This window comes from Amycolatopsis sp. NPDC005003, from assembly GCF_053600695.1.
In genome coordinates this window covers 1-23382 of record NZ_JBSGAI010000082.1, presented here as the reverse complement: position 1 = coordinate 23382, position 23382 = coordinate 1, and the positions used below count along the sequence as shown (strand labels likewise).

Annotated in this window: 24 protein-coding genes; 13 read left to right on the top strand and 11 right to left on the bottom strand. The window is 72.1% G+C overall.

Features of this window, described 5'->3' with window-relative positions:
- Positions 1–83 precede the first annotated feature (83 nt).
- The 3 genes from ACWED2_RS46395 to ACWED2_RS46385 all read right to left on the bottom strand — a co-directional run bounded on the left by ACWED2_RS46395 (position 84) and on the right by ACWED2_RS46385 (position 2822).
- On the bottom strand, positions 84–1067 hold the full coding sequence (locus ACWED2_RS46395) for a ParA family protein (RefSeq protein WP_449696909.1): 984 nt from the start codon (positions 1065–1067) through the stop codon (positions 84–86).
- 64 nt (positions 1068–1131) lie between these two features.
- Positions 1132–1923, bottom strand: coding sequence for a thioesterase family protein (locus ACWED2_RS46390; protein WP_449696908.1), 792 nt, complete (start codon positions 1921–1923; stop codon positions 1132–1134).
- Positions 1923–2822 (bottom strand): RecB family exonuclease, encoded by a 900-nt coding sequence (locus tag ACWED2_RS46385; RefSeq protein WP_449696907.1) that lies wholly within the window; start codon positions 2820–2822, stop codon positions 1923–1925. The genes ACWED2_RS46390 and ACWED2_RS46385 overlap by 1 nt, the downstream gene beginning before the upstream one ends.
- 154 nt (positions 2823–2976) lie before the next feature.
- Here ACWED2_RS46385 and ACWED2_RS46380 point away from each other — a divergent pair, with 154 nt between their 5' ends.
- The 3 genes from ACWED2_RS46380 (at position 2977) to ACWED2_RS46370 (ending at position 5812) form a co-directional block, all read left to right on the top strand.
- Positions 2977–4128: a site-2 protease family protein gene (locus ACWED2_RS46380; protein ID WP_449696906.1), complete on the top strand. Its 1152-nt coding sequence runs from the start codon at positions 2977–2979 to the stop codon at positions 4126–4128.
- Positions 4129–4190: 62 nt separating this feature from the next.
- A complete protein-coding gene (locus ACWED2_RS46375) occupies positions 4191–5021 on the top strand; it encodes a tRNA (adenine-N1)-methyltransferase (protein ID WP_449696905.1) in 831 nt (276 codons plus the stop codon).
- 5 nt (positions 5022–5026) lie between these two features.
- Positions 5027–5812, top strand: a complete 786-nt coding sequence (locus tag ACWED2_RS46370; protein ID WP_449696904.1) for a pentapeptide repeat-containing protein — start codon at positions 5027–5029, stop codon at positions 5810–5812.
- On the opposite strand, the gene ACWED2_RS46365 is transcribed toward ACWED2_RS46370, so the two are convergent.
- A complete protein-coding gene (locus ACWED2_RS46365; protein ID WP_449696903.1) occupies positions 5809–6261 on the bottom strand; it encodes a hypothetical protein in 453 nt (150 codons plus the stop codon). The genes ACWED2_RS46370 and ACWED2_RS46365 overlap by 4 nt on opposite strands.
- Before the next feature lie 13 nt (positions 6262–6274).
- Positions 6275–7198, bottom strand: a complete 924-nt coding sequence (locus ACWED2_RS46360) for a hypothetical protein (protein WP_449696902.1) — start codon at positions 7196–7198, stop codon at positions 6275–6277.
- A 368-nt stretch (positions 7199–7566) separates the two neighbouring features.
- Between ACWED2_RS46360 and arc the strand changes: the two genes are divergently transcribed.
- A complete protein-coding gene (gene arc / locus ACWED2_RS46355; RefSeq protein ID WP_093946816.1) occupies positions 7567–9369 on the top strand; it encodes a proteasome ATPase in 1803 nt (600 codons plus the stop codon).
- A gap of 51 nt (positions 9370–9420) precedes the next feature.
- Here arc and ACWED2_RS46350 read toward each other — a convergent pair whose 3' ends face one another.
- Positions 9421–10191 carry a DMT family transporter gene (locus ACWED2_RS46350; RefSeq protein ID WP_449696901.1) on the bottom strand — a complete coding sequence of 257 codons (771 nt, stop codon included), beginning with the start codon at positions 10189–10191 and terminating at the stop codon, positions 9421–9423.
- 76 nt (positions 10192–10267) lie between these two features.
- Between ACWED2_RS46350 and ACWED2_RS46345 the strand changes: the two genes are divergently transcribed.
- Complete coding sequence (locus tag ACWED2_RS46345; RefSeq protein WP_449696900.1) at positions 10268–11092, top strand: DUF3626 domain-containing protein; 825 nt, start codon at positions 10268–10270, stop codon at positions 11090–11092.
- Here the strand turns inward: ACWED2_RS46345 and ACWED2_RS46340 are convergent.
- Both ACWED2_RS46340 and ACWED2_RS46335 read right to left on the bottom strand, forming a co-directional pair.
- The gene (locus ACWED2_RS46340; protein WP_449696899.1) at positions 11081–11956 is read right to left on the bottom strand and encodes a TIGR03620 family F420-dependent LLM class oxidoreductase; all 876 of its coding nucleotides are present in this window, start codon (positions 11954–11956) and stop codon (positions 11081–11083) included. The two genes, ACWED2_RS46345 and ACWED2_RS46340, sit on opposite strands and share 12 nt — an antisense overlap.
- 67 nt (positions 11957–12023) lie before the next feature.
- Positions 12024–12389, bottom strand: coding sequence for an ArsR/SmtB family transcription factor (locus tag ACWED2_RS46335; RefSeq protein WP_449696898.1), 366 nt, complete (start codon positions 12387–12389; stop codon positions 12024–12026).
- 76 nt (positions 12390–12465) lie between these two features.
- Between ACWED2_RS46335 and ACWED2_RS46330 the strand changes: the two genes are divergently transcribed.
- The 3 genes from ACWED2_RS46330 to ACWED2_RS46320 are packed head-to-tail and all read left to right on the top strand — an operon-like array spanning position 12466 to position 14410.
- A complete protein-coding gene (locus tag ACWED2_RS46330; RefSeq protein WP_449696897.1) occupies positions 12466–12801 on the top strand; it encodes a hypothetical protein in 336 nt (111 codons plus the stop codon).
- The gene (locus tag ACWED2_RS46325; protein ID WP_449696896.1) at positions 12798–13733 is read left to right on the top strand and encodes an aldo/keto reductase; all 936 of its coding nucleotides are present in this window, start codon (positions 12798–12800) and stop codon (positions 13731–13733) included. Before ACWED2_RS46330 ends, ACWED2_RS46325 begins: the two co-directional genes overlap by 4 nt.
- Before the next feature lie 53 nt (positions 13734–13786).
- Positions 13787–14410 (top strand): hypothetical protein, encoded by a 624-nt coding sequence (locus ACWED2_RS46320; protein WP_449696895.1) that lies wholly within the window; start codon positions 13787–13789, stop codon positions 14408–14410.
- On the opposite strand, the gene ACWED2_RS46315 is transcribed toward ACWED2_RS46320, so the two are convergent.
- Positions 14401–14919 (bottom strand): NUDIX hydrolase, encoded by a 519-nt coding sequence (locus ACWED2_RS46315; RefSeq protein ID WP_449696894.1) that lies wholly within the window; start codon positions 14917–14919, stop codon positions 14401–14403. The two genes, ACWED2_RS46320 and ACWED2_RS46315, sit on opposite strands and share 10 nt — an antisense overlap.
- 41 nt (positions 14920–14960) lie before the next feature.
- On the opposite strand from ACWED2_RS46315, the gene dop reads away from it, so the two are divergent.
- The 4 genes from dop to prcA all read left to right on the top strand — a co-directional run bounded on the left by dop (position 14961) and on the right by prcA (position 18556).
- On the top strand, positions 14961–16463 hold the full coding sequence (gene dop / locus ACWED2_RS46310; RefSeq protein ID WP_449696893.1) for a depupylase/deamidase Dop: 1503 nt from the start codon (positions 14961–14963) through the stop codon (positions 16461–16463).
- Positions 16464–16549: 86 nt separating this feature from the next.
- Entirely contained in the window at positions 16550–16744 is a 195-nt protein-coding gene (locus ACWED2_RS46305) for a ubiquitin-like protein Pup (RefSeq protein WP_013226725.1), read from the top strand.
- 111 nt (positions 16745–16855) lie between these two features.
- Positions 16856–17710 (top strand): proteasome subunit beta, encoded by an 855-nt coding sequence (prcB, locus tag ACWED2_RS46300; RefSeq protein WP_449696892.1) that lies wholly within the window; start codon positions 16856–16858, stop codon positions 17708–17710.
- Between the two features lie 54 nt (positions 17711–17764).
- Positions 17765–18556 carry a proteasome subunit alpha gene (gene prcA / locus ACWED2_RS46295; RefSeq protein WP_449696891.1) on the top strand — a complete coding sequence of 264 codons (792 nt, stop codon included), beginning with the start codon at positions 17765–17767 and terminating at the stop codon, positions 18554–18556.
- Positions 18557–18977: 421 nt separating this feature from the next.
- Here the strand turns inward: prcA and ACWED2_RS46290 are convergent, their stop codons facing one another.
- Complete coding sequence (locus tag ACWED2_RS46290) at positions 18978–20201, bottom strand: alpha/beta hydrolase (RefSeq protein WP_449696890.1); 1224 nt, start codon at positions 20199–20201, stop codon at positions 18978–18980.
- A gap of 101 nt (positions 20202–20302) precedes the next feature.
- Positions 20303–21727, bottom strand: a complete 1425-nt coding sequence (locus ACWED2_RS46285) for a phosphatase PAP2 family protein (RefSeq protein ID WP_449696910.1) — start codon at positions 21725–21727, stop codon at positions 20303–20305.
- Between the two features lie 200 nt (positions 21728–21927).
- Between ACWED2_RS46285 and pafA the strand changes: the two genes are divergently transcribed.
- Complete coding sequence (gene pafA / locus ACWED2_RS46280) at positions 21928–23286, top strand: Pup--protein ligase (protein ID WP_043784126.1); 1359 nt, start codon at positions 21928–21930, stop codon at positions 23284–23286.
- Positions 23287–23382: the final 96 nt, after the last annotated feature.

Genomic DNA, 23382 nt, shown 5'->3' with positions numbered 1-23382 from the left:
CTGCCCGGCCAGCTCGGGACGGGCTCCGGCCGCGGCGCCGACGGTGGTGCCCAGCATGGCGACGGTGTTGGTGACGTTGGCGGTCACCGGCGGCACCTGGGCCTGGCCGGCGGCGCGAGGGCGGCCAAGGCGACCGAGGCTCTCGCGGTGGCGTTGGGCAGCAGGTCGTAGAGGCCCTTGCGGGCGCCGTTGTCGTTGACGTTGCGGGCCACCGCGACTTCGGAGATGAAGTCCTCGAAGACGAACTCCTCGTCCGCCGGGACCACCGCGGGCGCCTGGTTCTGCTCCAGGTAGCCGTCGAGGGTCTCGGCGATCTCGCGGAAGGACAGCGCCTGCAACGTCTCCGGTGCGTACGTCGTCACCGGGACGCCGTGCGCCGCCGCCTCGTTCATCACCACACCCAGCGGCAGGTGCGACAGCATCGGGATGCCGAAGTCGTACATCTCCTGCAGCGCCGCGGCAGCGTAGTGCGAGATAGGCCGCCGGTAGAGGCTCGGGACCAGCCCGAACCAGGACAGCGGCTGCCGCCCGACGGTCTGCTCGACGTAGCGGACCTGGTCGGCCAGCAGCCGCAGCGCGCGGATGCTCGTCTTGTCCGGCTGGACCGGCACCAGGATCCCGTGCGAGGCCGCCAGCGCGTTGTTCGTCAGCACGTCCAGCGCGGGCGGGCAGTCGATGACGCAGTGGTCGTAGTTGGCGAACTGGATGACCCGGGCCAGCTGCCAGCCGGGGACGCGGAACGAGTCGAGCCGCCGGATCAGGTCGAACATCCCCGGCGACGTCGGCACGACGTCGAGCGCGCCGCCGCGGCCGAGGTTGCTGCGCGGGTGCGGGGTGACGAGCTCCTCGATCGGGCCCTTCCACGTCTTGGCCAGCGCCTTCGCCAGGCTCGGCCGGTCCGCGGGCACCTCGGACAGCCCGAGCATCTCGGTCGTCGCGTGGCCCTGCGGGTCGAGGTCGACCAGGAGCACCCGGCGGCCCCGCTCGGCCAGTGCGGCCGCCGTGCCGACGCTCAGTGAGGTCTTGCCGACCCCGCCTTTCTGGTTGACCACCGAGGTGATCTGCATGCCGGAGCGCTCCTCAAGTCGGTCGTTCCGCGAAGGTTATTGGATGCGGGCCCGTTGTGGGTGGCTATCCGCCCCCGGCCTGTCGCGGCCGGACCATCAGGGCCTGGGCGCCGGTGGCCACCGGGCCGCCGTCGTCGTGCAGGATGCTCGTCGCCGTGCCGATGCCGTGCTTGCCGACCAGCGTCACCGCGTCGAGACCGATCCACTCGCCCTCCGGCGCCCGCCGCAGGTGCACGGTGAGTTCGGAGTTGATGAACCACCACTTCCGCGGGTCGAGGTAGTTCGACACGCCGTTGCCGGAGTCGGCGACGGCGAACAGCCGCTGCAGGCCGCTCGGCTCCTCGCCGTCGACCAGCGGGACGCGCTGGCGCGCCCACACCGCCGCCGGGCCCGGCACGTCCATGCCGCCGCGCACCGCCCGCCACTCCACCGCGTCGAGGTAGCCGGCCTGCCAGCCCTCCGGCCACGGCGACTCTTCGACGCTGCCCGGACCGGGCAGCAGCGGGCCGGCGTCGGTGGCGACCTCCGCCGTGTCCGACGTCGCGATGCGCCACGCCGAGGCCCGCGCGACGACGCGCTCGGCGCTCGCCAGTTCGGCGTGCAGCAGCTCGACCGACCGGCCGGGCCGGTCGACCCGGGCCCGCACGGTGAGCTCGGCGACCGGCGCCGGGCCGAGGATTTCGACCGTCACGCGCGCGAGCTCGGCCGGGTGGGCGGTTTCGACGGTTTCGAGGGCGCGGACGAGCAACGCCGACGGCGGGCCGAAGTGCTGGGCGTCCGGGGTCCACGGCCCGGCGGTGTGCGCGGTCGCGGAGAACCGGCCCTCGCCGAGGGGGACGTAGAAGGCGTCGGCCATCAGTCGGCCCGGTCCAGCGGCGTCTCGTCGCCCGCGTCAGGCTCCGGCCAGCCGGGGTATTCGGGCGGGGTGCCGCCGTACTCGGGGCAGTGGGCCTGGTGGTCGCACCAGTTGCACAGCTTGCTCTTGTTCGCCCGGAAGTCGCCGGTCTTGCCCGCCTTGAGGATGGCCTGCCAGATGGCTTCCAGCGTGCGCTCGAAGCGGAGCAGCTCGGCTTCGTCGGGCGTGTAGGCCAGCGACTGGCCGTCGGTCAGGTACATGAGTTTGAGCTGCCGGGGCACGATCCCGCGCAGCCGCCACAGGACCACGGCGTAGAACTTCATCTGGAACATCGCCTTGGCCTCGCCGATTTCGCGCGGCGCGGCGCCGGTCTTGTAGTCGACGACCCGGATCTCGCCGGTCGGGGCGACGTCGAGGCGGTCGATGTAGCCGCGCAGCAGGACCCCGGAGCCGAGCTCGATCTCGACGTGCAGCTCGCAGGCCTCGGGTTCCAGGCGCCGCGGGTCTTCGAGTTCGAAGTAGGCGTCGAGGAGCTTTTCGGCCGACCGGAGCCATTCCGCGTGGTCTTCGGGCTGCTCGCCATCGAACAGCTCGCTCCACTCCGGACGGTCCGCGGACAGGTCCGTCCACGCCGGGCCGAGCAGCTCCCGCGCCTGCGCCGGGACGCGCTCGGCCGCCGGGAGGGCGAAGAGCCGTTCGAGGACGGAGTGGACGAGCGTGCCGCGCAGCTGGGCCTTGGTCGGGACCTCCGGCAGCCGGTCGACTGCGCGGAACCGGTAAAGCAGCGGGCACTGCTTGAAGTCGCTGGCCCTCGACGGCGACAGCGCGGGCCGCCGCCGCACCTCGGTGGCGACGGCGGAGGCTGGGGAGTCGGTGGTGACGGTGTCGGCGTCGGGCATGGGCAGAGCGTAACGCCGGGGTCCGACAGTTCCGGCGACCGCAACGCCCGCCACCCCCGTGAACACACCCGTACCGGAGCGGACGACGTACGCGGGGCACACCGGTGGGGGCCGGATCACCCGGTACCCACACCCGGGGCTCTAGGCTCTGCGCATGGCCGCGACCAGTGAGCAGGGCACCGGGGGTACCCGGCAGGCCGTCCGCTCGGACGGTGGCCTCGTGCTGTTCCGGGTCGCCGGGGTGCCGGTGCTGCTCGCGCCGTCCTGGTGGGTCGGCTCGCTGGTCGTCGTCGTGCTGTACGCGCCGCTGGTCGGGCGGCTGCTCCCGGAGGCCTCGGCCACGACGTCGTGGCTGCTGGCCGGCGCGTTCGCGCTGCTGCTGGGCCTGTCCGTGCTCCTGCACGAACTGGGGCACTGCCTGGTCGCGCTGCGGCTGGGGATCCCGGTGCGGCGGCTGCGGCTGTTCCTCCTCGGCGGCCTGTCCGAAGTGGCCCGCACGCCGAAGCGGCCGGGTGACGAAGGCCTGGTCGCCGCGGCCGGGCCCGCCGTGTCGCTGCTGCTCGGCGGCTTCTGCGGCCTGCTGATGTTCGCCGTGCCCCCGGACGGCGCGGTCTGGCTCCTGGTGGCCGAGTGCGCGGTGGCGAACCTCGCCGTCGGCGTGTTCAACCTGCTGCCCGGGCTGCCGCTGGACGGCGGCCGGCTGGTCCGCGCCGGCGTCTGGGCGGTCACCGGCATCCGGGCCAAGGGCACGCGCGCGGCGGTCGCCGGTGGTGCGGTCGTGGCCGCGGGGCTGCTGGTCTGGGCGTTGTGGGGCCTGGCGACCGGGAGCCCGGACCGCTGGCTGCGGCTGGGCGTCTGCGTCGTGACGGCGTGGTTCGTGGTCCTCGGCGCGCGGTCGGAGCTGGCCGCCGAGGCGCGCCGCACGTGGCCGGAGGGCCTGGCCCTCGCCGAACTGGTCCGGCCGGTGCTGCAGCTGCCCGCCGAGAGCCCGGTGTCGGATGCGCTGGCCGCGTCGGCCGGCCGGGGCGTGGTCCTCGTCCGCGCCGACGGCGTGGCGGCCGGCCTCCTGGACGAAGGCGCGGCGGAGCGGCTCGCGAGCTCCTCCCCGCACGCCCCCGCCGAGTTCGCGGCCGAGCCGATCCGGGCCGAGACCGTGCTGCTGGCGTCGGAGCCGGGGGAGGACGTCGTCGAGCGGGTCCGCGAAACCGCGGCGTGGCAGTTCCTCGTGGTCGACGACGACGGCCGCCCGGCGGGTGTGCTGCGCCGGGACGACCTGCGGGCCGCGCTGAACCGCCGTACCCGCTGAGTCACCGGCCCGCGCGGCCTGCGAAGATCTGGCGTCGGCCAAACGGGTTACAGGAGGAAGTGTTGTCGGTCAGCGGACCGTTTCGCGCGGGTGATCGGGTGCAGTTGACCGACTCGAAGGGGCGGCACTACACCTTGACGCTGGCCTCCGGTGGTGAGTACCACACCCACCGCGGTGCACTGGCCCACGACGACCTGATCGGCCGCCCGGAGGGCTCGGTGGTCACGTCCGCGGGCGGGTCGACCTACCTCGCGCTGCGCCCGCTGCTGCCGGACTACGTGCTCTCGATGCCCCGCGGCGCGCAGGTGATCTACCCGAAGGACGCGGCGCAGATCGTGATGTGGGGCGACATCTTCCCCGGCGCGCGCGTGCTGGAGGCGGGAGCCGGCTCCGGCGCGCTGACCTGCTCGCTGCTGCGCGCGGTCGGCCCGGCCGGGCGGGTGCACTCGTACGAGATCCGCGACGACCACGCCGAACACGCCGAGCGCAACGTGGTGAAGTTCTTCGGCGAGAAGCCGGCGAACTGGTCGCTCACGGTGGCCGACCTCGCGACGCACGAGGGCGAGGTGGACCGGGTCGTGCTGGACATGCTGGCGCCGTGGGACCAGCTGCCGAACGTGGCCGCCCACCTGGTGCCGGGCGGGGTCCTGACGGTCTACGTCGCGACGGTGACGCAGCTTTCGCGCGTCACGGAGTCGCTGCGCGAGCAGCAGTGCTGGACCGAGCCCGAATCGTGGGAGACGCTGATGCGCCCGTGGCACGTGGTGGGCCTGGCGGTCCGCCCCGACCACCGGATGGTCGCGCACACGGCGTTCCTGCTGACCGCGCGCCGGCTGGCGGACGGCACCGTGTCCCCGCGCGTCTCGCGCCGTCCGAGCAAGGGCAAGGGCTGAGGGCGGTGCCGCCACGCCGGAAGGCCGGCTTCGCGGTGGCCGCGGTCGTCGTCGCCGTCCTGCTCGTGCTGTGCGTGGGCTTCGCGCCGTCGTGGCTGGTCGGCCACGCCCCCGGGCTCGGCGCGGCGGACCGGCTGAAGGCCGTGAACGACGTCCGCGCCACGCTGCTGCAGGCGCTCGGTGGCCTCCTGGCGCTGGCCGGGGTCGGGCTGGGCGCCGTCCTCACGTCCCGGCAGCTGCTGCTCAACCGCGAGAGCCGGTCGATCGACCTGTTCACCAAGGCGATCGACCAGCTCGGAGCCGAGCGGGAGCCGACCCGGCAGGGCGCGGTCTACGCGCTGGAGCAGCTGGCGGAACTCGATCCCCGGTACCGCGGGCACGTCCACGCGCTGCTCACGTCGTTCGTCTGCGCCCGGGCGCCGTGGCGGGGCGAAGCGACGCCGCTTCGCGAAGGCGGCGCAGCCGACGACGTCGCCGCCGCGCTCGCGGCGCTGGGCCGTGGCGGCATGATCGAACCGGGTGCGGCGTCCGAGCTGGAACGGGTGGACCTCCGGGGCGCCGACCTGACCGGCTTCGCGATCCCGCGGGTCTGTTTCGCGGGGGCCAACCTCGAAGGCGCGGTGTTGCGGAACGCGAACCTGACCGGCGCGACGTTGTCGGGCGCGCTCCTGCGGGGCGCGGATCTGCGCGGGGCGGACCTGACCGCGGCGGTGCTGGAGGGCACGGACCTGACCGGCGTCCTCACCGACGCGGCCACCCGCTGGCCCGCGGGGTTCACGCCCCCGGCCTAGCCGGGCACGCACCAGCGGCCGTTCTCCTTGCGCAGGGGGAAGGGCGTGTCCTTCGTGCCGCCCGCCGCTTCGACGTGCACCTTCGCCGTCGCGGACTCGCCGCGCAGCTCCGGCGGCGCGGCGAGCCTCGCCGTGACCGGGCCGGCCGCGTCCCACGTCCGCTGCAGGCCGGCGAGCGCCTCGGCCGTCTGCGGGCGGCAGGTGAGCCGCCCGAACGCCGCCGAGTCGTGGCGGGCGATCGCGTCGACGATCGCGCGGGCCAGTACCGCCACCGCGGCCGTGTCGGCTTCGTCGGGAGCCGCCGGTGGTGCCGACGGGCGGCTCGGCGGCGACGGCGTGGCCGAGGCCGCGGGTGGGGAGCCGGCCGGGGCCACGAGCAGCAGCCCCAGCACGACGCCCGCGCCGGCCACGCCGAGCAGGACCAGCCCGGCGGCGAGCGCGCGGTTCACCGCCGCCGGGTGCTCACGAGCCGTCCGCGTGGACGTTCGACAGGCACCAGAGCCCGGATTCCTTCTGCGCCGACATCGTGCCGACCTTGGTCTTGCTGCCGTCGGTGGCGGAGTAGCGGACGGTGGCCTTGTCGCCGGTCTCCTGCGGCGTGTCGGTCAGCTTCACCGTGACCTTCGGGATCTCGCCCGTGGTGCCCTCGTAGACGCTGCGGCAGATGGTGTCGCCGAGCGCCTTCTCGTCGCCCGCGTTGTAGGCCGTGATCGTCGAGTCGAACAGCTCCTGGGAGCTGGGCTTGCCGCCGGGGGCCGGGCCGCCCGCGGGCTTGCTGCTCTTCGACGTCGGGCTGGTCGGCGCGGTGCTCTTGGGCTTCGGGGTGGACGCCTTCGGCGCCGTCGTCGGGGCCGCCGAGCTGCTGCTCGCCGGCGGTGCGGCGGCCTGCTTGTCGTCGCCGTTGAGGAGGACGAACGCGGTCACGCCGCCGCCGACGAGCACCACCGCGGCCGCCGCGATGCCGACGATCAGGCCGGTTTTCTTCTTGGGCGGGGGCGCTTCGCCGAAGCTGCCGCCGCCGTACGGGTCGTACCCGCCGAAGGACTGCTGCGGCTGACCCCACTGGTCCTGCTGGCCGTACTGCGGGTAGCCCTGCTGGGGCTGAGGGCCCGTCTGCGGCTGGTAACCGCCCTGGCCGGACTGGTCGTACCCGCCGGGCTGGCCGTACTGCTGCGTGCCGTCGTAGCCACCGGGCTGCCCGTACTGCTGCGTGCCGTCGTACGGGCCGGGCTGGCCGTACTGCTGGGTGCCGCCGTAGCCGGGCTGCGGCTGGGGGCCGCTCTGGGGGTAGCCGCCCTGCTGGGGCTGGCCGTACGGCCCGGGCTGCTGCCCGTAGCCGCCGGGCTGCTGGCCGTAGCCGCCCGGTTGCTGCGGCGGGTAGGTCATGGCTGGTGCCCCCTAGCGTTGCTTCGATGGCGTCCGGCCATCAGTGCCGGTACGGCGTCGCCCGATGCTAGCCACCGGGCCGTCCTGCCGCGCGGTTAGGGCGGAAGTGGCCGGAATTGCCCGGTCTCCCGCGCGGGGGTTGGGGCTCTCGCGGGCGGGGTACTCCCGTCGTGCTTGCTTCACCCCGGCCCGGCCGGACCCGCGACACACCGGCGCCACGGCACCGAAATGGCCGCTTGCGCTGCGGGAATGTCCGTGCTGGAGGGGGCAGGCAAACCGCGACGCGCCGATCTTGTGATGCGGAAAGGCCTTTTCTTGTCGGTGATCGCCGGTACCGTGGAATGAAAAGCACTCCGAGGAGGTGCCCGATGCATCATGACCTTCCCGGAGGTCGGCGCGAGGAGGCCGACCCTTCAGCAACATCCGGAGCTGGGACGACGGCGGACGAGCAGGCTCGGCAGATCCGTTTTCTCGAGGAAGAAGTGGCGCTGCTGCGCCGCAAACTGACGGACTCGCCACGGCAGAACCGGGTTCTCGAACAGCGGCTCGCCGAGGCCTCGGAAAGGGTGAGCCAGCTCACCGAACGCAACACCAAACTGGTCGAAACCCTGCGCGAAGCGCGAGGACAGCTCCTCGCCCTCCGCGAGGAGGTCGACCGGCTGGCCCAGCCACCGTCCGGGTACGGCGTCTTCGTCGAGGCGTACGAGGACAACACGGTGGACGTCTTCACGGCCGGCCGGAAGATGCGGGTGTCGGTGTCGCCCGCGGTCGAGCTCTCGTCGTTGCGCCGCGGCCAGGCGCTGCGGCTCAACGAGGCCCTCACCGTGGTCGAGGCGGGCGGCTTCGAACGCACCGGTGAGGTGTGCGCCCTGCGTGAGGTGCTCGCCGCCGACGTCGAGGGCGGCAGTCTTCGCGCGCTGGTGGTCGGGCACGCGGACGAGGAGCGGGTGGTCCTGCTCTCCGACCTGCTGGCCGAGCAGCCGCTCAAGCCGGGCGACTCGCTGCTGGTCGACTCCAAGGCCGGCTACGCGTACGAGCGCGTGCCGAAGGCGGAGGTCGAGGACCTGGTGCTGGAGGAGGTGCCCGACGTCCGCTACGAGGACATCGGTGGCCTCACCCGGCAGATCGAGCAGATCAGGGACGCGGTCGAGCTGCCGTTCCTGCACGCCGACCTGTACCAGGAGTACCAGCTGCGGCCGCCGAAGGGTGTCCTGCTCTACGGCCCGCCGGGCTGCGGCAAGACGCTCATCGCCAAGGCGGTGGCGAACTCGCTGGCCAAGAAGGTGGCCGAGGCCCGGGGCGACGCGGCGGACGGGAAGTCCTACTTCCTGAACATCAAGGGTCCCGAGCTGCTCAACAAGTTCGTCGGGGAGACCGAGCGGCACATCCGCCTGATCTTCCAGCGGGCGCGGGAGAAGGCCTCCGAGGGCACCCCGGTGATCGTGTTCTTCGACGAGATGGACTCGATCTTCCGGACCCGTGGTTCGGGCGTTTCGTCCGACGTCGAGACCACGATCGTGCCGCAGCTGCTGTCGGAGATCGACGGTGTCGAAGGCCTGGAGAACGTCATCGTCATCGGCGCCTCCAACCGCGAGGACATGATCGACCCGGCGATCCTGCGGCCGGGCCGGCTCGACGTCAAGATCAAGATCGAGCGTCCGGACGCCGAAGGCGCGAAGGACATCTTCTCGAAGTACCTGGCCGAAGGCCTGCCGATCCACGCCGACGACCTCGCCGAGTTCGGCGGCGACGCCAAGGCGACGTTCGACGCGATGATCCAGCACACCGTCGAGCGCATGTACGAGGAGAGCGACGAGAACCGGTTCCTCGAGGTGACCTACGCCAACGGGGACAAGGAAGTCCTGTACTTCCGCGACTTCAACTCGGGCGCGATGATCCAGAACATCGTGGACCGGGCGAAGAAGTCGGCGATCAAGTCGGTGCTGGAGACCAAGCAGCCGGGTCTGCGCGTGCAGCACCTGCTCGACGCGATCGTCGACGAGTTCGCGGAGAACGAGGACCTCCCGAACACCACCAACCCGGACGACTGGGCCCGGATCTCCGGCAAGAAGGGCGAGCGGATCGTCTACATCCGCACGCTCGTCACCGGCAAGAACCAGGACTCGGGGCGGGCGATCGACACCGCCACGAACACCGGTCAGTACCTGTAGGTTCGAGTGTCCGATGGGGCGGTTGCTTCGGCAACCGCCCCATCGGCGTGTCTAGCGGCGGACGAGTTCGGCGTCGGGGGAAGTTGAGCGGCGCGGGCGCAACCTCCCGTGCGCGGCCAGGATCCCCAGCACCACGAGCAGCGCGCCGGCCGGCTGGTTCCAGCTCACCGGTTCGCCCAGCACGAGCACCCCCAGCACCACGCCGACCACCGGCGTCAGCAGGCCCAGGATCACCGTCGCCGACGCCGTCTGGCCGAAGGCGACGACCACCGGATCCGTCCCACGAGGTGAGACGAACCGGCGCAGGTAGACGAAACACGCGCCGTAGCACGTCGTTGCGCCGAGGCAGGCGAGCTGGGCGGTCAGCTGGTGGGACACATCGATGCCGTGCCACACCCCGACGATCGTCAGCACCCCCAGGAACCCGAGCAGCAGGCCGAGCACCCGCGGCGGCGTGAACCGCTCTTCCGGCAGCGCCGCGGCCGCCAGCAGCATCGTGATCAGCGGCGTCGTCGCGTTGAAGATGCTGGCCAGCCCGGACGAGATGTACTGCTCCGCCCACGAGAACAGCAGGAACGGCACCACGCACAGCAGCACCGACACGACCGCGAGGTGCGCCCACAGCGTGGGAGTGCGGGGGAGCGGCCGCCGGCGCGCCAGCAGGATTCCGGCCAGTGCCAGCGCGCCGAGCGCGACCCGGGCCAGCGCGACCTGGCCGGGGGAGAGCCCGCCGAGACCTACCTTGATGAACAGGAAACTCGCACCCCACACCGCGGCCAGCAGCGCGAACCGCACCGTGACCCCGAAACCCGCCCGTCGCATGGCCGCAGTCAAACGGCCGGACCGGCCGCGAAGCCAGTGGTTTTCCGCCGCCGTGTTGTGTATAACGACCTATACCATGGGGCAGGAATGGCAGGCGGCAGTCGAATACGTCGAAGCCCGCGCCGACGGGCCACCGCTGCCGGAGGAGCTGGACGTCACGATCCACTTCCACCCGGACCGGCTGGTGGGGGACGTGCCGCTGCTGCGGCACTGGCTGACCGACGGCGTCTACCGCTCGCAGTTCGAGACGGGCACGGGCAACGGCGGCCTGACCGCGCACGCCGGTGGTGCCCGGTGGCACTGGGAACACCGGATGTTCGGCGGCGTCTACGACGAGCTGCCGCCCTCGGCCCGCCCGAAGTACGGCTCGCTCAACCACCGCCGCCGCCCGGCCGGTGGCTCGGTGCGGTTCGGCTCGGCCCACTTCCGGCTCAACCGGGAAGTGCTGTGGCGCACCACGTTCTGCTACCCGGACAGCTTCCACGAGCCGGCGCACTTCGGCACGCGCACGCACATGCCGCTGATCCCGCTCGTCGAAGCCGACACTCCGGACGAGCTCGACGACTACATCGAAGCGCACGTGCACGGCCCGCTCAGGCTGCCGGACGACGTCGCCGCGTTGGTGCTGGACCCGTCCTTCCGAGGCACCGACGTCGAAGCGGCGGCCGCCGAGTTTGGCGCCCCGACCCACTGGCACCACGGGTTCCGGCTCCCGGTGGCGACGCTCGCCGAGCAGGCGGGCTACCGCGGCGAGGACGCCGTGCGGGCCGGCGAAGACATCGCCGAGGACGGGTGGCTGGACGCCCGCGTCATCGGCGACGCCGTCCGCGCCGGCCGGCACGATCCCCAGGTGCTCAAGCGGGTGTGGCACTGCACCGCGCGGTTCGGGCTACGCGGGTAGCAGCGCTTCGGACAGCCGGCGCCAGTGCGGCATGGCCGAGGTGCCCGGCTCGACGCCGATCACCTGGACGCCGACGTGGTCCGCGCCCGCCTCCAGGTGCGCGTGCAGCTTCGCGGTGATGGTCTCGAGGTCGCCCCAGAACACGAGGTCGTCGACGAGCCGGTCGCTGCCTCCCTCGAGGTCGTCTTCGGTGTAGCCGAGCCGGCGGAACTTGGCGATGTTGTACGGCGTGGTGAGGTACGGGTGCAGGTGCCGGCGGGCGACCGCACGCGCCCTGACCGCGTCCGTCTCGAACAGCACCGCGTGTTCGACGCCCAGGAACGGCTCCGCGCCGAGGATCTCCCGCGCCTGGGCCGTGTGCTCCGGGGTCACGTGGTAGGTGTGCGCGCCCGCCGACCGGTCGCGGGCCAGCTCGAGCATCTTCGGGCCGTACGCGGCGAGGATCCGGCGCACCGGTGCGCGCGGGGCCGGGTTGACCTTCGGGTCGACGTCCAGGGCGTCGAGGTAGTCGTTCATCGCCCGGAGCGGCTTCGCGCCGGGCTTCCCGGCGCCGAAGCCGAGCCCGAGCAGGTGGCGGTCCGGGTAGGCGTCGGCCAGCAGGACGGCCGCGCCGCGGGTCCACTGCGCCTCGCGGGACCAGATCTGCGCGATGCCGTTCACGACGGTGAGCCGTTCGGTGGCCGACAGCAGGAACCCGGCGTGCGTCAGGGCCTCGCGCCCTTCGCTCTCCGGGATCCAGATCGCCGGCCAGCCGAGTTCTTCCAGCTCCTGCACCGAGTCCCGGATCAGGGCGGCCGGCTGGTCCTCGAAGTCGAACGTCCAGATCCCGTAGCGGCCGAGCCGCATGTTCTCGATCTTGCTCATAGATCGAAGTATTGCGGATCTTCGATATGAGTCAACCAAGGGGGTCGTGCGGCGGGGGAGTGGAGAGTCACAGCGAGCGGCCGAGGGTGGCGACGAGCTCGGCGATCCGGGCCTCGTCCCGCTTGTAGTGCGTCCACTTGCCGACGCGCGTCGCTCGGACCAGCCCGGCGCGCTGCAGCTCGGCCAGGTACGCCGAAACCGTCGACTGCGCGAGCCCCGTCTTCTCCTGGATGTGCGTCACGCACACGCCGACCTCGACCGGATCGGCGATCGCCCGCTCGACGGGATTCCGCTCATCGAAAAAGTGCCGCACGGGCTCCCGCAGCCACCGCAGCACCTGCAGCCGCACCGGGTTCGCGAGCGCCTTGAAGACGTCGAGCAGCTGCGCGACGTCGACTTCAGGGCTGGGTTCGGGTTCGATGTTCGTCGTCATGGGCCTCGAAATCAGCATAACCGCCCCCGGCGTGTGCGCCGCGGAACCGCGCGTATAACGACCTATACTCGGCGCCGTGACCGAAGAAACCCGGCTCCGCGCACCCATCACCGAAGCCGACGTCCTCGCCTGGCTGGAGACGACGGCGGCCGCCGTCGAGGCCGGAGAGGTGGGCGCCCAGGAGCTCATCGACCTGCTCGGCGAACTGCGCCGCGCGTCCGCCGCCTGCGCCGACGCCTCGGACTGGCTGCTGCTCGCGGCCCGGGAAGGCGGCGCCAGCCTGCGCCAGATCGCCCCCGTCTTCGGGAAGGGCTACGTCCGCGCCCCGGCCGCGCGCCTGGAGAAGCTGCACCGGCAGGCGCAGACCGCGGGGCAGTGGCTGGCCATCCTGCGGCACAAGCAGACGGCATGAGCGCGGACCGGATCGCGCTCGGCCTGGCGGCGCTGGGCCGTCCCGCGTACATCAACCTGGGCCGCGACGGGGCGCTGCCGCCGGTGCGGGACGTCGCTTCGATGCGCGCGGCGACGTTCGCGGTGCTCGACGACGCCTACGCCGCGGGCGTCCGGCACGTCGACGTCGCCCGCTCCTACGGGCGTTCCGAGGAGTTCCTGGCCGGCTGGCTGGCCGAGCGCGGCCACGCCGACGTGGAGATCTCGAGCAAGTGGGGCTACGCCTACGTGGGGGAGTGGCGGCTCGACGCCGACGTGCACGAGGTGAAGGAGCACTCGGCGGCGCGGTTCGCCGCGCAGTGGGCGGAAACCCTGGCGCTGCTGGGGGATCGGGTCGGGCTCTACCAGGTGCATTCGCTCACTGTGGACAGTCCGCTCTTCACCGACGAGCCGTTGCTCGAAGCACTGGCGGAGCTGGCCGCGAACGGCGTCGCGGTCGGGTTTTCGACGTCCGGGCCGGCCCAGGCGGCCGCGATCGAGCGGGCGTTCGCGCTGGAAGCGGCCGGGCAGCCGGTGTTCTCGGCGGTGCAGTCGACGTGGAACGTCCTCGAACCGTCCGCCGGTCCGGCGCTGGCCGCGGCGCACGCGGCCGGGAACCGGGTGCTGGTCAAGGAAACCCTGGCCAACGGCAGGCTGGCGGTCGAAGCGCCGGCGGCGGTCCGCGAGATCGCGGCGGCGCACGGGACCGGGCCGGACGCGGTCGCGGTGGCCGCGGTGCTGGCGAACGACTGGGCGGACCGGGCGGTCGTCGGCCCGGCGAGCCCGGCGCAGCTGGCGGCGAACCTGCGGGCCACGGCGCTGGAACTGACCGCGGCGGAACGGGATTCGCTGGCCGCGCTCGCGGAGGAGCCCGGCGCGTACTGGCGACACCGGTCCTCCTTGGCGTGGGACTGAGGGGCTGCACTACCCTTCGCAGGCACGCCACGGACGACGGGAGGCCGGAGCAGGTGCGTCATCGGCAGGCGATCGCGTTGGCCGCGGTCGCGTTGGTCGGCCTCACGGGCTGCGACGGGCCCGACCCGAACAACCTCGAGACGTACTACGACGATCCGGTGCCGACGTCGTCGCCCGCCACGGCGGCACCGCCGACGTCGCAGGCCCCGGTGAGCCCGGCCAAGGCCGCTCCGGTCACCCCGGCCGCGCCCGATCCCGGTCTCCTCGCCCAGCGGGCGTTGCTGACCGACGCCGACGTCGCCGACGAAGGTGTGCAGCCGGGCTCGGGTGAGGCTTCGGGTTGTCTGGCTGACCGGCCGTCGACGGCCGTCCGGACCGCGACCTGGCGCTATTCCAGCGGGTCGGTGCTGAGCCACCGCGTCGTGGCGTTCCCCGGCCGGTCGGCCGCTCAAGCCCTCGCGGAGAACGAGTGCGCGGGCAAGACGGTGAGCGTCCCCGTCCAGCCCGGCGTCGAGCGGCAGCAGGCCTGGTGCGACGGCAAGACCTGTACGGTGCTGCTGGCCAAGGGAAGCCTGGTGTCCGAGCTGACGGTCTCGGCGAGCACCGAGACCCGCGCGACGGACGCCGCGAAGCGCCTGCTGCCCGCGATGACGGCGAAGCTGACGGCTCAGCCGTAGCGGCGGAACCACTCCTGGACGCCTTCGCGGCCGTCGGGGATGAAGGGCAGCTCCGGGGCCGGGTCGTCGACCCAGGCGCGAAGTTCGTCGAGCGGGATCCAGCGGCCTTCGACGATCTCCTCGGCCTGGTGGTGGATCGGGCCGTCCCAGCGGACCTCGAAGGCGAAGTTGTGGCAGCGGTTGCGGCCGTCGTCGTAGACCTTGGTGAACAGGGGCACTGGTTCCACTCCCCGGACGCCGAGTTCCTCGGCGAGTTCGCGGCGGGCGCACTCGGCCGGGGTTTCGCCCGCGGCGACCACGCCGCCGGCCCAGCAGTCCCAAGTCGAGGGGAACACGTCCTTGTCCGGCGTGCGGAGGTGCACGTAGACCGCTGATCCGTCACCCGAACGGACCAGGACGACGCCCGCGGCGTGCCACAGGCCGCCGGCGCGGACCCGGGCTCGGGTGGTGCTGCCCACCACTGCTCCGGCCTGGTCATAGAGGGCAACGAGTTCGTCACTGCGTGGCATGGGTGCATCGTTCCACCGGGACGACCCCGTAGGGTGGGGACATGCGGCGGATCATGGGAACCGAAGTCGAGTACGGCATCTCCGTGCCGGGCGACGCGACGGCGAACCCGGTACTCACCTCCACCCAGGTCGTGCTGGCCTACGCGGCGGCGGCCGACATCCCGCGCGCCCGCCGGGCGCGGTGGGACTACGAGGTGGAGAGCCCGCTGCGGGACGCGCGCGGGTTCGACCTGACCGGGCCGGGCGGGCCGGGCCACGACCCGGACGTCGAGGACCTGGGCGCGGCGAACGTCATCCTCACCAACGGGGCGCGGCTGTACGTCGACCACGCGCACCCGGAGTACTCGGCGCCCGAGGTGACGAACGCGCGCGACGCGGTCATCTGGGACAAAGCGGGCGAGCGGGTCATGGAGGAGGCGGCGATGAAGGCCGCTTCCGTGCCGGGCCAGCCGCAGCTGCAGCTGTACAAGAACAACGTCGACGGCAAGGGCGCGAGCTACGGCACCCACGAGAACTACCTGATGGCGCGGTCGACGCCGTTCACCGCGGTGATCGCGGGGCTGACGCCGTTCTTCGTGTCGCGGCAGGTGGTGACCGGCTCGGGCCGGGTCGGGATCGGCCAGCAGAGCGAGGAAGCCGGGTTCCAGCTCTCCCAGCGCGCGGACTACATCGAGGTCGAGGTCGGCCTGGAGACCACGCTCAAGCGCGGGATCATCAACACCCGCGACGAGCCGCACGCGGACGCGGACAAGTACCGGCGGCTGCACGTCATCATCGGCGACGCGAACATGTCGGAGTACTCGACGTACCTGAAGGTCGGGACGACGGCGCTGGTGCTGGACCTGATCGAGTCGGGCATCCGGTTCGACGACCTGAAGCTCGACGAGCCGGTCAAGGCGGTGCACCAGATCAGCCACGACCCGACGCTGAAGGTGCAGGTCGCGCTGGCCAACGGCAAGAAGTACACCGGGCTCGACCTGCAGTTCGCCTACCACGAGATCGCCTCGCAGAACCTCGAGCGCACCGGCGCCGACCAGGCCTCGAAGGAGGTCCTGCGGGTCTGGGGCGAGGTGCTGGACGCGCTGGCGCGCGACCCGCAGGAGTGCGCGGACCGGCTGGACTGGCCGGCCAAGCTGCGGCTGCTGGAGGGCTACCGGCAGCGGGACCAGCTGGCCTGGGGCGCGCCCCGGCTGCGGCTGGTCGACCTGCAGTACTCGGACGTCCGGCTGGCGAAGGGCCTGTACAACCGGCTCGTCACCCGCGGGTCGATGAAGCGCCTGGTCACCGAGGAGGAGGTGCTGGCCGCGGTGACGACGCCCCCGTCGGACACGCGGGCCTACTTCCGCGGCCGGGCGCTGGAGAAGTACGCGACGTCGATCGCGGCGGCTTCGTGGGATTCGGTCATCTTCGACGTGGGCAAGGAGTCGCTGGTGCGGATCCCGACCCTGGAGCCGCTGCGGGGGACGAAGGCGCACGTCGGCAAGTTGCTGGACAACGCGGCGACGGCGGAGGAGCTCGTGGAGGCGCTCACCGGTTCGGACTAGGCGGGACGCACCAGCGATCGCGGCGTGACCCCGAATGTCGGGGGCGCTGGGTAGGCTAGGAAACATCAGCCACACCGGGAGGCGAGATGGCCCAGGAAAAGATCGAAAAGCACGGCGGTGGTGACTCCGACGAGGAGTTCGACGACACCGGCGCGGCGGGTCAGGAGCGGCGCGAGAAGCTCGGCGAGGACGTCGACACGATCCTCGACGAGATCGACGACGTGCTCGAGGAGAACGCCGAGGACTTCGTCCGCGCCTACGTGCAGAAGGGCGGCGAATAGCCGCTCGGGGCACTGCGCCCTTGCCGACCGTTCAGCAGGCGGCCGGGGTTCCGCGCGGCGTCCTCGCCCGCGCGGGGCTCCGGCCCGCACAGATGGGATTTTTGAGCACGTATGGACAACACCAGGGGCATCTCGGGTCCCGCGCTGCCTGCGGCGTACTTCTCCTCGGCGACGTCGTCGTTTTCCGACTTCCTGCGCGTGCAGGCGCCGGAGCTGCTGCCCGAGCGGCGCGTGGCGCCGGGCGCGGCTGAGCTGGGCATCCCGCACGGGACGACGATCGTCGCGTGCACCTTCGCCGGCGGCGTGCTGATCGCGGGCGACCGGCGGGCGACGTCGGGCAACCTGATCGCGAGCCGCGACATCGAGAAGGTGCACGTCACCGACGAGTATTCGGCGGTCGGCATCGCGGGCACGGCGGGGCTGGCCGTGGAGATGGTGCGGCTGTACGCGGTCGAGCTGGCGCACTACGAGAAGATCGAGGGCGTCTCGCTGTCGCTGGACGGCAAGACGAACAAGCTGGCCGGGATGGTCAAGGCGAACCTCGAGATGGCGATGGCCGGGCTGGCGGCGATCCCGCTGTTCGTGGGCTACGACCTGGAGGCCGAGGACGCCAAGCACGCGGGCCGGATCGTGTCGTACGACGCCGCGGGCGGCCGCTACGAGGAGAACGGCGGCTACGCGGGCATCGGCTCCGGTTCGCTGTTCGCGAAATCGGCGTTGAAGAAGCTGCACGACCCGGACGCCGACGTCGAGGGCGCGGTCCGCGTCGCGGTGGAGGCCCTGTACGACGCAGCGGACGACGACACGGCATCGGGCGGCCCGGACCTGGTGCGCCGGATCTTCCCGAGCGTCGTGACGATCACCGCGGAGCAGGGCGCGGTCCAGCTGTCGGAGTCGGAGACGGCGGCGGTGGCCGAAGCGGTGGTGGCGGGGCGCATCGAGCGCCAGCAGCGCCGGCTGTCCTGACGCGGGGCTTGAACCAGTGAACGTTGGAACACCGAAAGACCTGGAGCGCACACCGTGACGATGCCGTTGTATGCCTCTCCCGAGCAGCTGATGCGGGAGCGTTCCGAGCTGGCGCGCAAGGGCATCGCGCGCGGCCGGAGCGTGGTGGTGCTGAAGTACTCGGGTGGCGTGCTGTTCGTGGCGGAGAACCCGTCGGCGACGTTGCACAAGGTCTCCGAGATCTACGACCGGATCGGCTTCGCGGCGGTCGGCCGCTACAGCGAGTTCGAGAACCTGAGGGTGGCGGGCATCCGCCACGCGGACCTCAAGGGCTACCAGTACGACCGGCGCGACGTGAGCGCCCGCGCGCTGGCGAACGCGTACGCGGCAACGCTGGGCAGCATCTTCACGGAGCAGCTGAAGCCGTTCGAGGTGGAGGTCTGCGTCGCGGAGGTCGGCGCGACGGCGGCGGAGGACCAGCTGTACCGCTTGACGTACGACGGCTCGATCTTCGACGAGCCGCAGTACGTGGTGATGGGCGGCCAGAACGAGAAGATCGCGGCCAAGCTGAAGGAGACGTTCGAGGACGGCCTGGACCTCCAGGCGGCTCTGGGCGTGGCGGTGGCGGCCCTGCGCGCCCCGAGCCAGCCGGCCCCGGCAACCTCGTCGTCGGGTTCCTCTTCGTCGGCGAACGCTTCGGCCAACGGCAACGGCGACGCGGACCCGATCAAGCTGGAGGTGGCGGTCCTGGACCGCGACCGCCCCCGCCGAGCATTCCGCCGCCTGACCGGAGCGGCGCTGGACACGCTCCTCCCGGTCCCGGACCCGCAGGGCGAGGAGCCGGAGAGCAAGCCGGAAGGCGAGTAAGCCGGAAGCAAGCAAGCGGGGCGCGCCACCAGGCTGCGCCCCGCTTTCGCTTTCCCTTCGCCCGCTGCCCGCTGCCCGCAGCCACTCGCCGCTCCCGCCGGCCGCCACGGTCCGCCCAAGCAACACCCCAACCAACCCCCTCCACACCGCACCACCCGGCCACACCCCCCTGCCGACCCGATACGCAGCCGCCTCAGCGGCCGACAGGCCGTGTCAAGGCACGCTTTCCCGCCTTGACACGGTCTGGCGGCCGTTGAACAATCCGGCGTTCGGGCCGGCGGAGGATCACCCGGCTGCGTGTGAGGCCAAGATCCACCCAAGCCGCGCGTTCAGGCCGGCGGGAACCACCTGGTGGCGTGTAAGGCCGAGATCCACCCAAGCCGAATGTCCAAGCCGCCGTGCAGACCGGCAAGAGGCAAACTCAAGAAGCAGCAGGAGCAGTCCGGAAGTTCTGATCGGCAAAGGCCAGCAAATACGGCAGCGTCGCCCGAGCGGTGTGCCAGGTGTGGTTGAACCCCCGCTCGGCATGAACCACCGCCTCCTGCCCCCGGGCATGAAGAGCGTCCGCAATCCGCCGAGCGGTGACCACATCCGTCGGCGCCCCCGTCCCGACCGCGAGCATCACCGAGATCGGCGCGGAGAACTTCATCGTCGGCAGGTACCGCCGAGGCGTGTTCGCCGCGATGGCGTCCCGGTTGCCGTCGAGAATCCCGACCGAGTCGTTGAGGTCGTCGTAGGGCAGTGCGATCACCAGCGTGGCGAACTCGTCGACGTGGTGCAGCCCGATGTTCAGCGCCCCGAAGCCGCCACCGGACATGCCGCCCAGTGCCCGGTGGCTGCGATCGGCCAGCGTCCGGTAGCGCTGGTCGATCGCCGGGACCACGGTGCCGGCCAGGTAGGTCTCCAGCTGCGGCCCGCCGGGCACGTTCAGGCACTCCCAGTCGGTGCTGGGGTTGCCGGCGGTCAGGTCGACGCTGACCACGATCATCGGCGCGATCACGTTGGCCTGCTGCAGCGCCTGGAGCGTCCCGGGGGCGTCCCCCGAAGTCAGCCAGTCACGGGGACCGCCGAAGGGATACCCGTGGATGAGGTAGACGACCGGGTACCGGCGGTTCGGATCGGTGTCGTACCCGGGCGGCAGGATGACGTAGTTGCTGCCCGACGGGACCCCGTGGGCCGGGTCGGGGAGGTTGACGACGTCGATCCGCTGCCCCGCGGCCGCGGCGCCCGCACCCGGACGCGGCCCGGACGACGACGAGGACGACGAGGAGTCCGACGGCGGCTCCGGTGCCTCGCTGCCGTCGTCGAGCAGGCGGCCGGCGAAGTTGACGACGCCCGGCCCGCGCTGGAGGAGCCGGGCCAGGTCGTCGGAGGTGCGGACGTACCCGACGTAGCTGTTCAGCGCGGTGACCGACGCCAGCAGCAGGAGCACGCCGACGGCGGTGAACCCCCAGCGCCGGACACGGCGGCGGTACCACAGCGCGACCACGACGGCGAGCACGGCGACGGCGGCCGAGGCGAACCCGAGCCAGATGAGCGGCGACTCCAGCGGGCCCAGGTCGCGGGCACGGGCGGTGACGTCGCCGGGCAGCACCGGGTCGCTCGCCGCCCGGTGGATGACGCTCGCCAGGCCGTGCCCGTCCATCGACTCCCCGCTCGTCCGGCCGCGGGCAGGAGGGCCCGCAACTCGGTCGCGAAGCTAGCGAGGAGTGCCTGTGGGTTCGTTGAGAGAAGGTAAAGCAACCTTCAGGGGCGGTAGAGCGTCAGGGCGCTGGGCCGGGACCGGAAGCGGAACCGGTTGCCGAGCGGGCCGACCTCGCCGTCGGTGGCGACGCGGCGGTTGCCGTCGAGCAGCTCGACGTCCAGCTCGGGGAGATCCAGCTCCTGGTAGACGTGACTGGCGGCGAGGCTGCGGGTGATCATCGCGAGCAGGAACCGGGCGCGGGAATAGGGCAGGTCGGCGCGCAGGTACCGGATGTCGAGGAGGCCGGTGTCGAGCGCGGGCCGCCGGCTCGGGGCGAACCCCTTCGGGGCATACGTGCCGTTGCCGACGAACAGCAGCCAGACCTGCGTCCGCTTGCCGTTGAGCCGGACGGTCAGCGGCTTGGCGTGCCGCAGCGTCCGGGCCAGCGCGATCGCCGCCGAGGGCCATTTCGGGTGCTTTTCCTGCAGCTTCTCGCGGAGCCGGACCATCTCGGGGTAGCCGCCGAGGCTGGCGGTGTTGACGAACCAGCGGTGGGCCGGCTCGCCGGCACCGTCGATCTCGACCTCGCCCAGGTCGACGCGGACGGCGTTGCCGACCTCGGTCGCCGCGTCGGCGTCGGGCATCGAGCTGACGCCGACGTCGCGGGCGAAGTGGTTGAGCGTGCCGGCCGGGACCAGGGCGAGCGGCAGGTCGCGTTCGGCGGCGACCGAGGCCACCGCGGCGACGGTGCCGTCGCCGCCCGCGACGCCGAGCGCGCGGATCGTGCCGCGGGCGTCGATCTCGGCCTCGAGCTGGCTGCGCAGGCCCTGCTTCGGGTCCGGGTAGAGCAGCGTGGCCTTCGGCCAGGCGAACTTGACGTCTTCGGTCGGGTCCTGGCCCGCGACCCCGGAGTTCGGGTTGACGACCGCGAGCATGTCCTCGCCGTCGACCATCTCGGGGGCGTCCGCGTCGTGGGCCGTGCGGCCCGGGACGTCGTCGTGCAGCGGCCACCAGTGCCGGGTGGCCAGGCCGACACCGACGCCGATGCCCAGGCCGACGCCGACGTCGGAGGGCCAGTGCACGCCGGTGTGGACCCGCGAGTAGGCCACCGCCAGCGCCAGCGGGGCCACGGCCAGCCCGGCCCGCGGCGACTCCATCGCCACCGCGGTGGCGAAGGCCGCCGCGGACGCCGAGTGCCCGGAGGGGAACGACGAAGAAGTGGGGCGTTTCCGCAGGCGGCGGTGCATCGGCGTCTCTTCCTCGGCCGGGCGGCGGCGGGGGAACACCGGCTTGCCGACGAGGTTCGCCGCGGCGCTGGCCCCGGCGATCGCGACCACCCCGCGCAGCGCGGCCCGGCGCGTCTCGCCCTTGCGGACGGCCAGCAGCGCGGCGACGCCCCACCACAGGCGCGACTTGTTCGCCGATCTCGACAGCGTCCTCAGCGCGTCGTCGGCCTTCGAGGCGGGCAGCGCGGCGCTGCGGCGCATCAGGGCGCGGTCGGTCCGGCCGACCCGCCGAAAGGCCCGGATGAGCTGGTGTGACAAGGAGTCCGCCTTCCGCGTGACGTCAAGAGCCGTGCTCCAATCGTGCCTGATTCGGGGAGATTTCACCGTCTGTGGCAGACCGGGGGCGTGTCGACGCCCGAACGGCGCACCGTCGAAGGGGGTGCAGCGCCTACTCTGGTGGGATGCAGCGGCGGATCTTTGGCATCGAGACCGAGTTCGGGGTCACGTGCACCTTCCACGGACAGCGCAGGCTCTCGCCCGACGAGGTGGCGCGGTACCTGTTCAGGCGGGTCGTGTCGTGGGGACGCTCCTCCAACGTGTTCCTGTCGAACGGCTCACGGCTCTACCTCGACGTCGGCTCGCACCCCGAGTACGCGACGGCCGAGTGTGACGACCTGGTCCAGCTCGTCACACACGACAAGGCCGGTGAGCGGATCCTCGAGGACCTGCTGGTCGACGCCGAACGGCGGCTCGCCGACGAGGGCATCGGCGGCGACATCTTCCTGTTCAAGAACAACACCGACTCCGCGGGCAACTCCTACGGCTGTCACGAGAACTACCTGGTGACCCGGGCGGGCGAATTCTCCCGGATCGCGGACGTGCTGCTCCCGTTCCTGGTGACCCGCCAGCTCATCTGCGGCGCCGGCAAGGTGCTGCAGACCCCGCGGGGCGCCGTCTACTGCCTCTCCCAGCGTGCCGAGCACATCTGGGAGGGCGTCTCCAGCGCCACGACCCGCTCGCGGCCGATCATCAACACCCGCGACGAGCCGCACGCCGACGCCGAGCGCTACCGGCGGCTGCACGTCATCGTGGGCGACTCGAACATGGCCGAGCCGACGACCATGCTCAAGGTCGGCTCGGCGAACCTGGTGCTCGAGATGATCGAGGCCGGCGTCCAGTTCCGCGACTTCACCCTGGACAACCCGATCCGGGCGATCCGCGAGATCAGCCACGACCTCACCGGCCGCCGCCAGGTGCGGCTGGCCGGCGGGCGCGAGGCCTCGGCGCTGGACATCCAGCGCGAGTACCACGCCCGCGCGGTCCAGCACATCAAGGACAACGGCACGACCGCGGCCAACGAGCGCGTCGTCGAGCTGTGGGGCCGGGCCCTGGACGCGGTCGAGCAGCAGGACTTCGGCAAGATCGACACCGAGATCGACTGGGCGATCAAGCACCGCCTGGTCGAGCGTTACCGGCACAAGCACGACCTGGACCTGTCCAGCCCGCGCATCGCGCAGCTCGACCTCGCCTACCACGACATCCGCCGTGGCCGGGGCATCTTCGACCTGCTCCAGCGCAAGGGCCTGGTCCGCCGGGTCACCGACGACGGCGAGATCGAGGCGGCCAAGGACACCCCGCCCCAGACCACCCGGGCCAAGCTGCGCGGCGACTTCATCGCCGCCGCCCAGGCCGCCGGCCGCGACTTCACGGTCGACTGGGTGCACCTGAAGCTCAACGACCAGGCCCAGCGCACGGTCCTGTGCAAGGACCCGTTCCGCTCGGTCGACGAGCGGGTGGAACGCCTGATCAGCTCGCTCTAGCCGGCACCGCCGCGGGGGACGTCCGCGCCGGACGTCCCCCCCGCCGTGACCCACCCAAAGCTCGACGCGCGGGGGCGCAAATAACGGGCGAGAGGG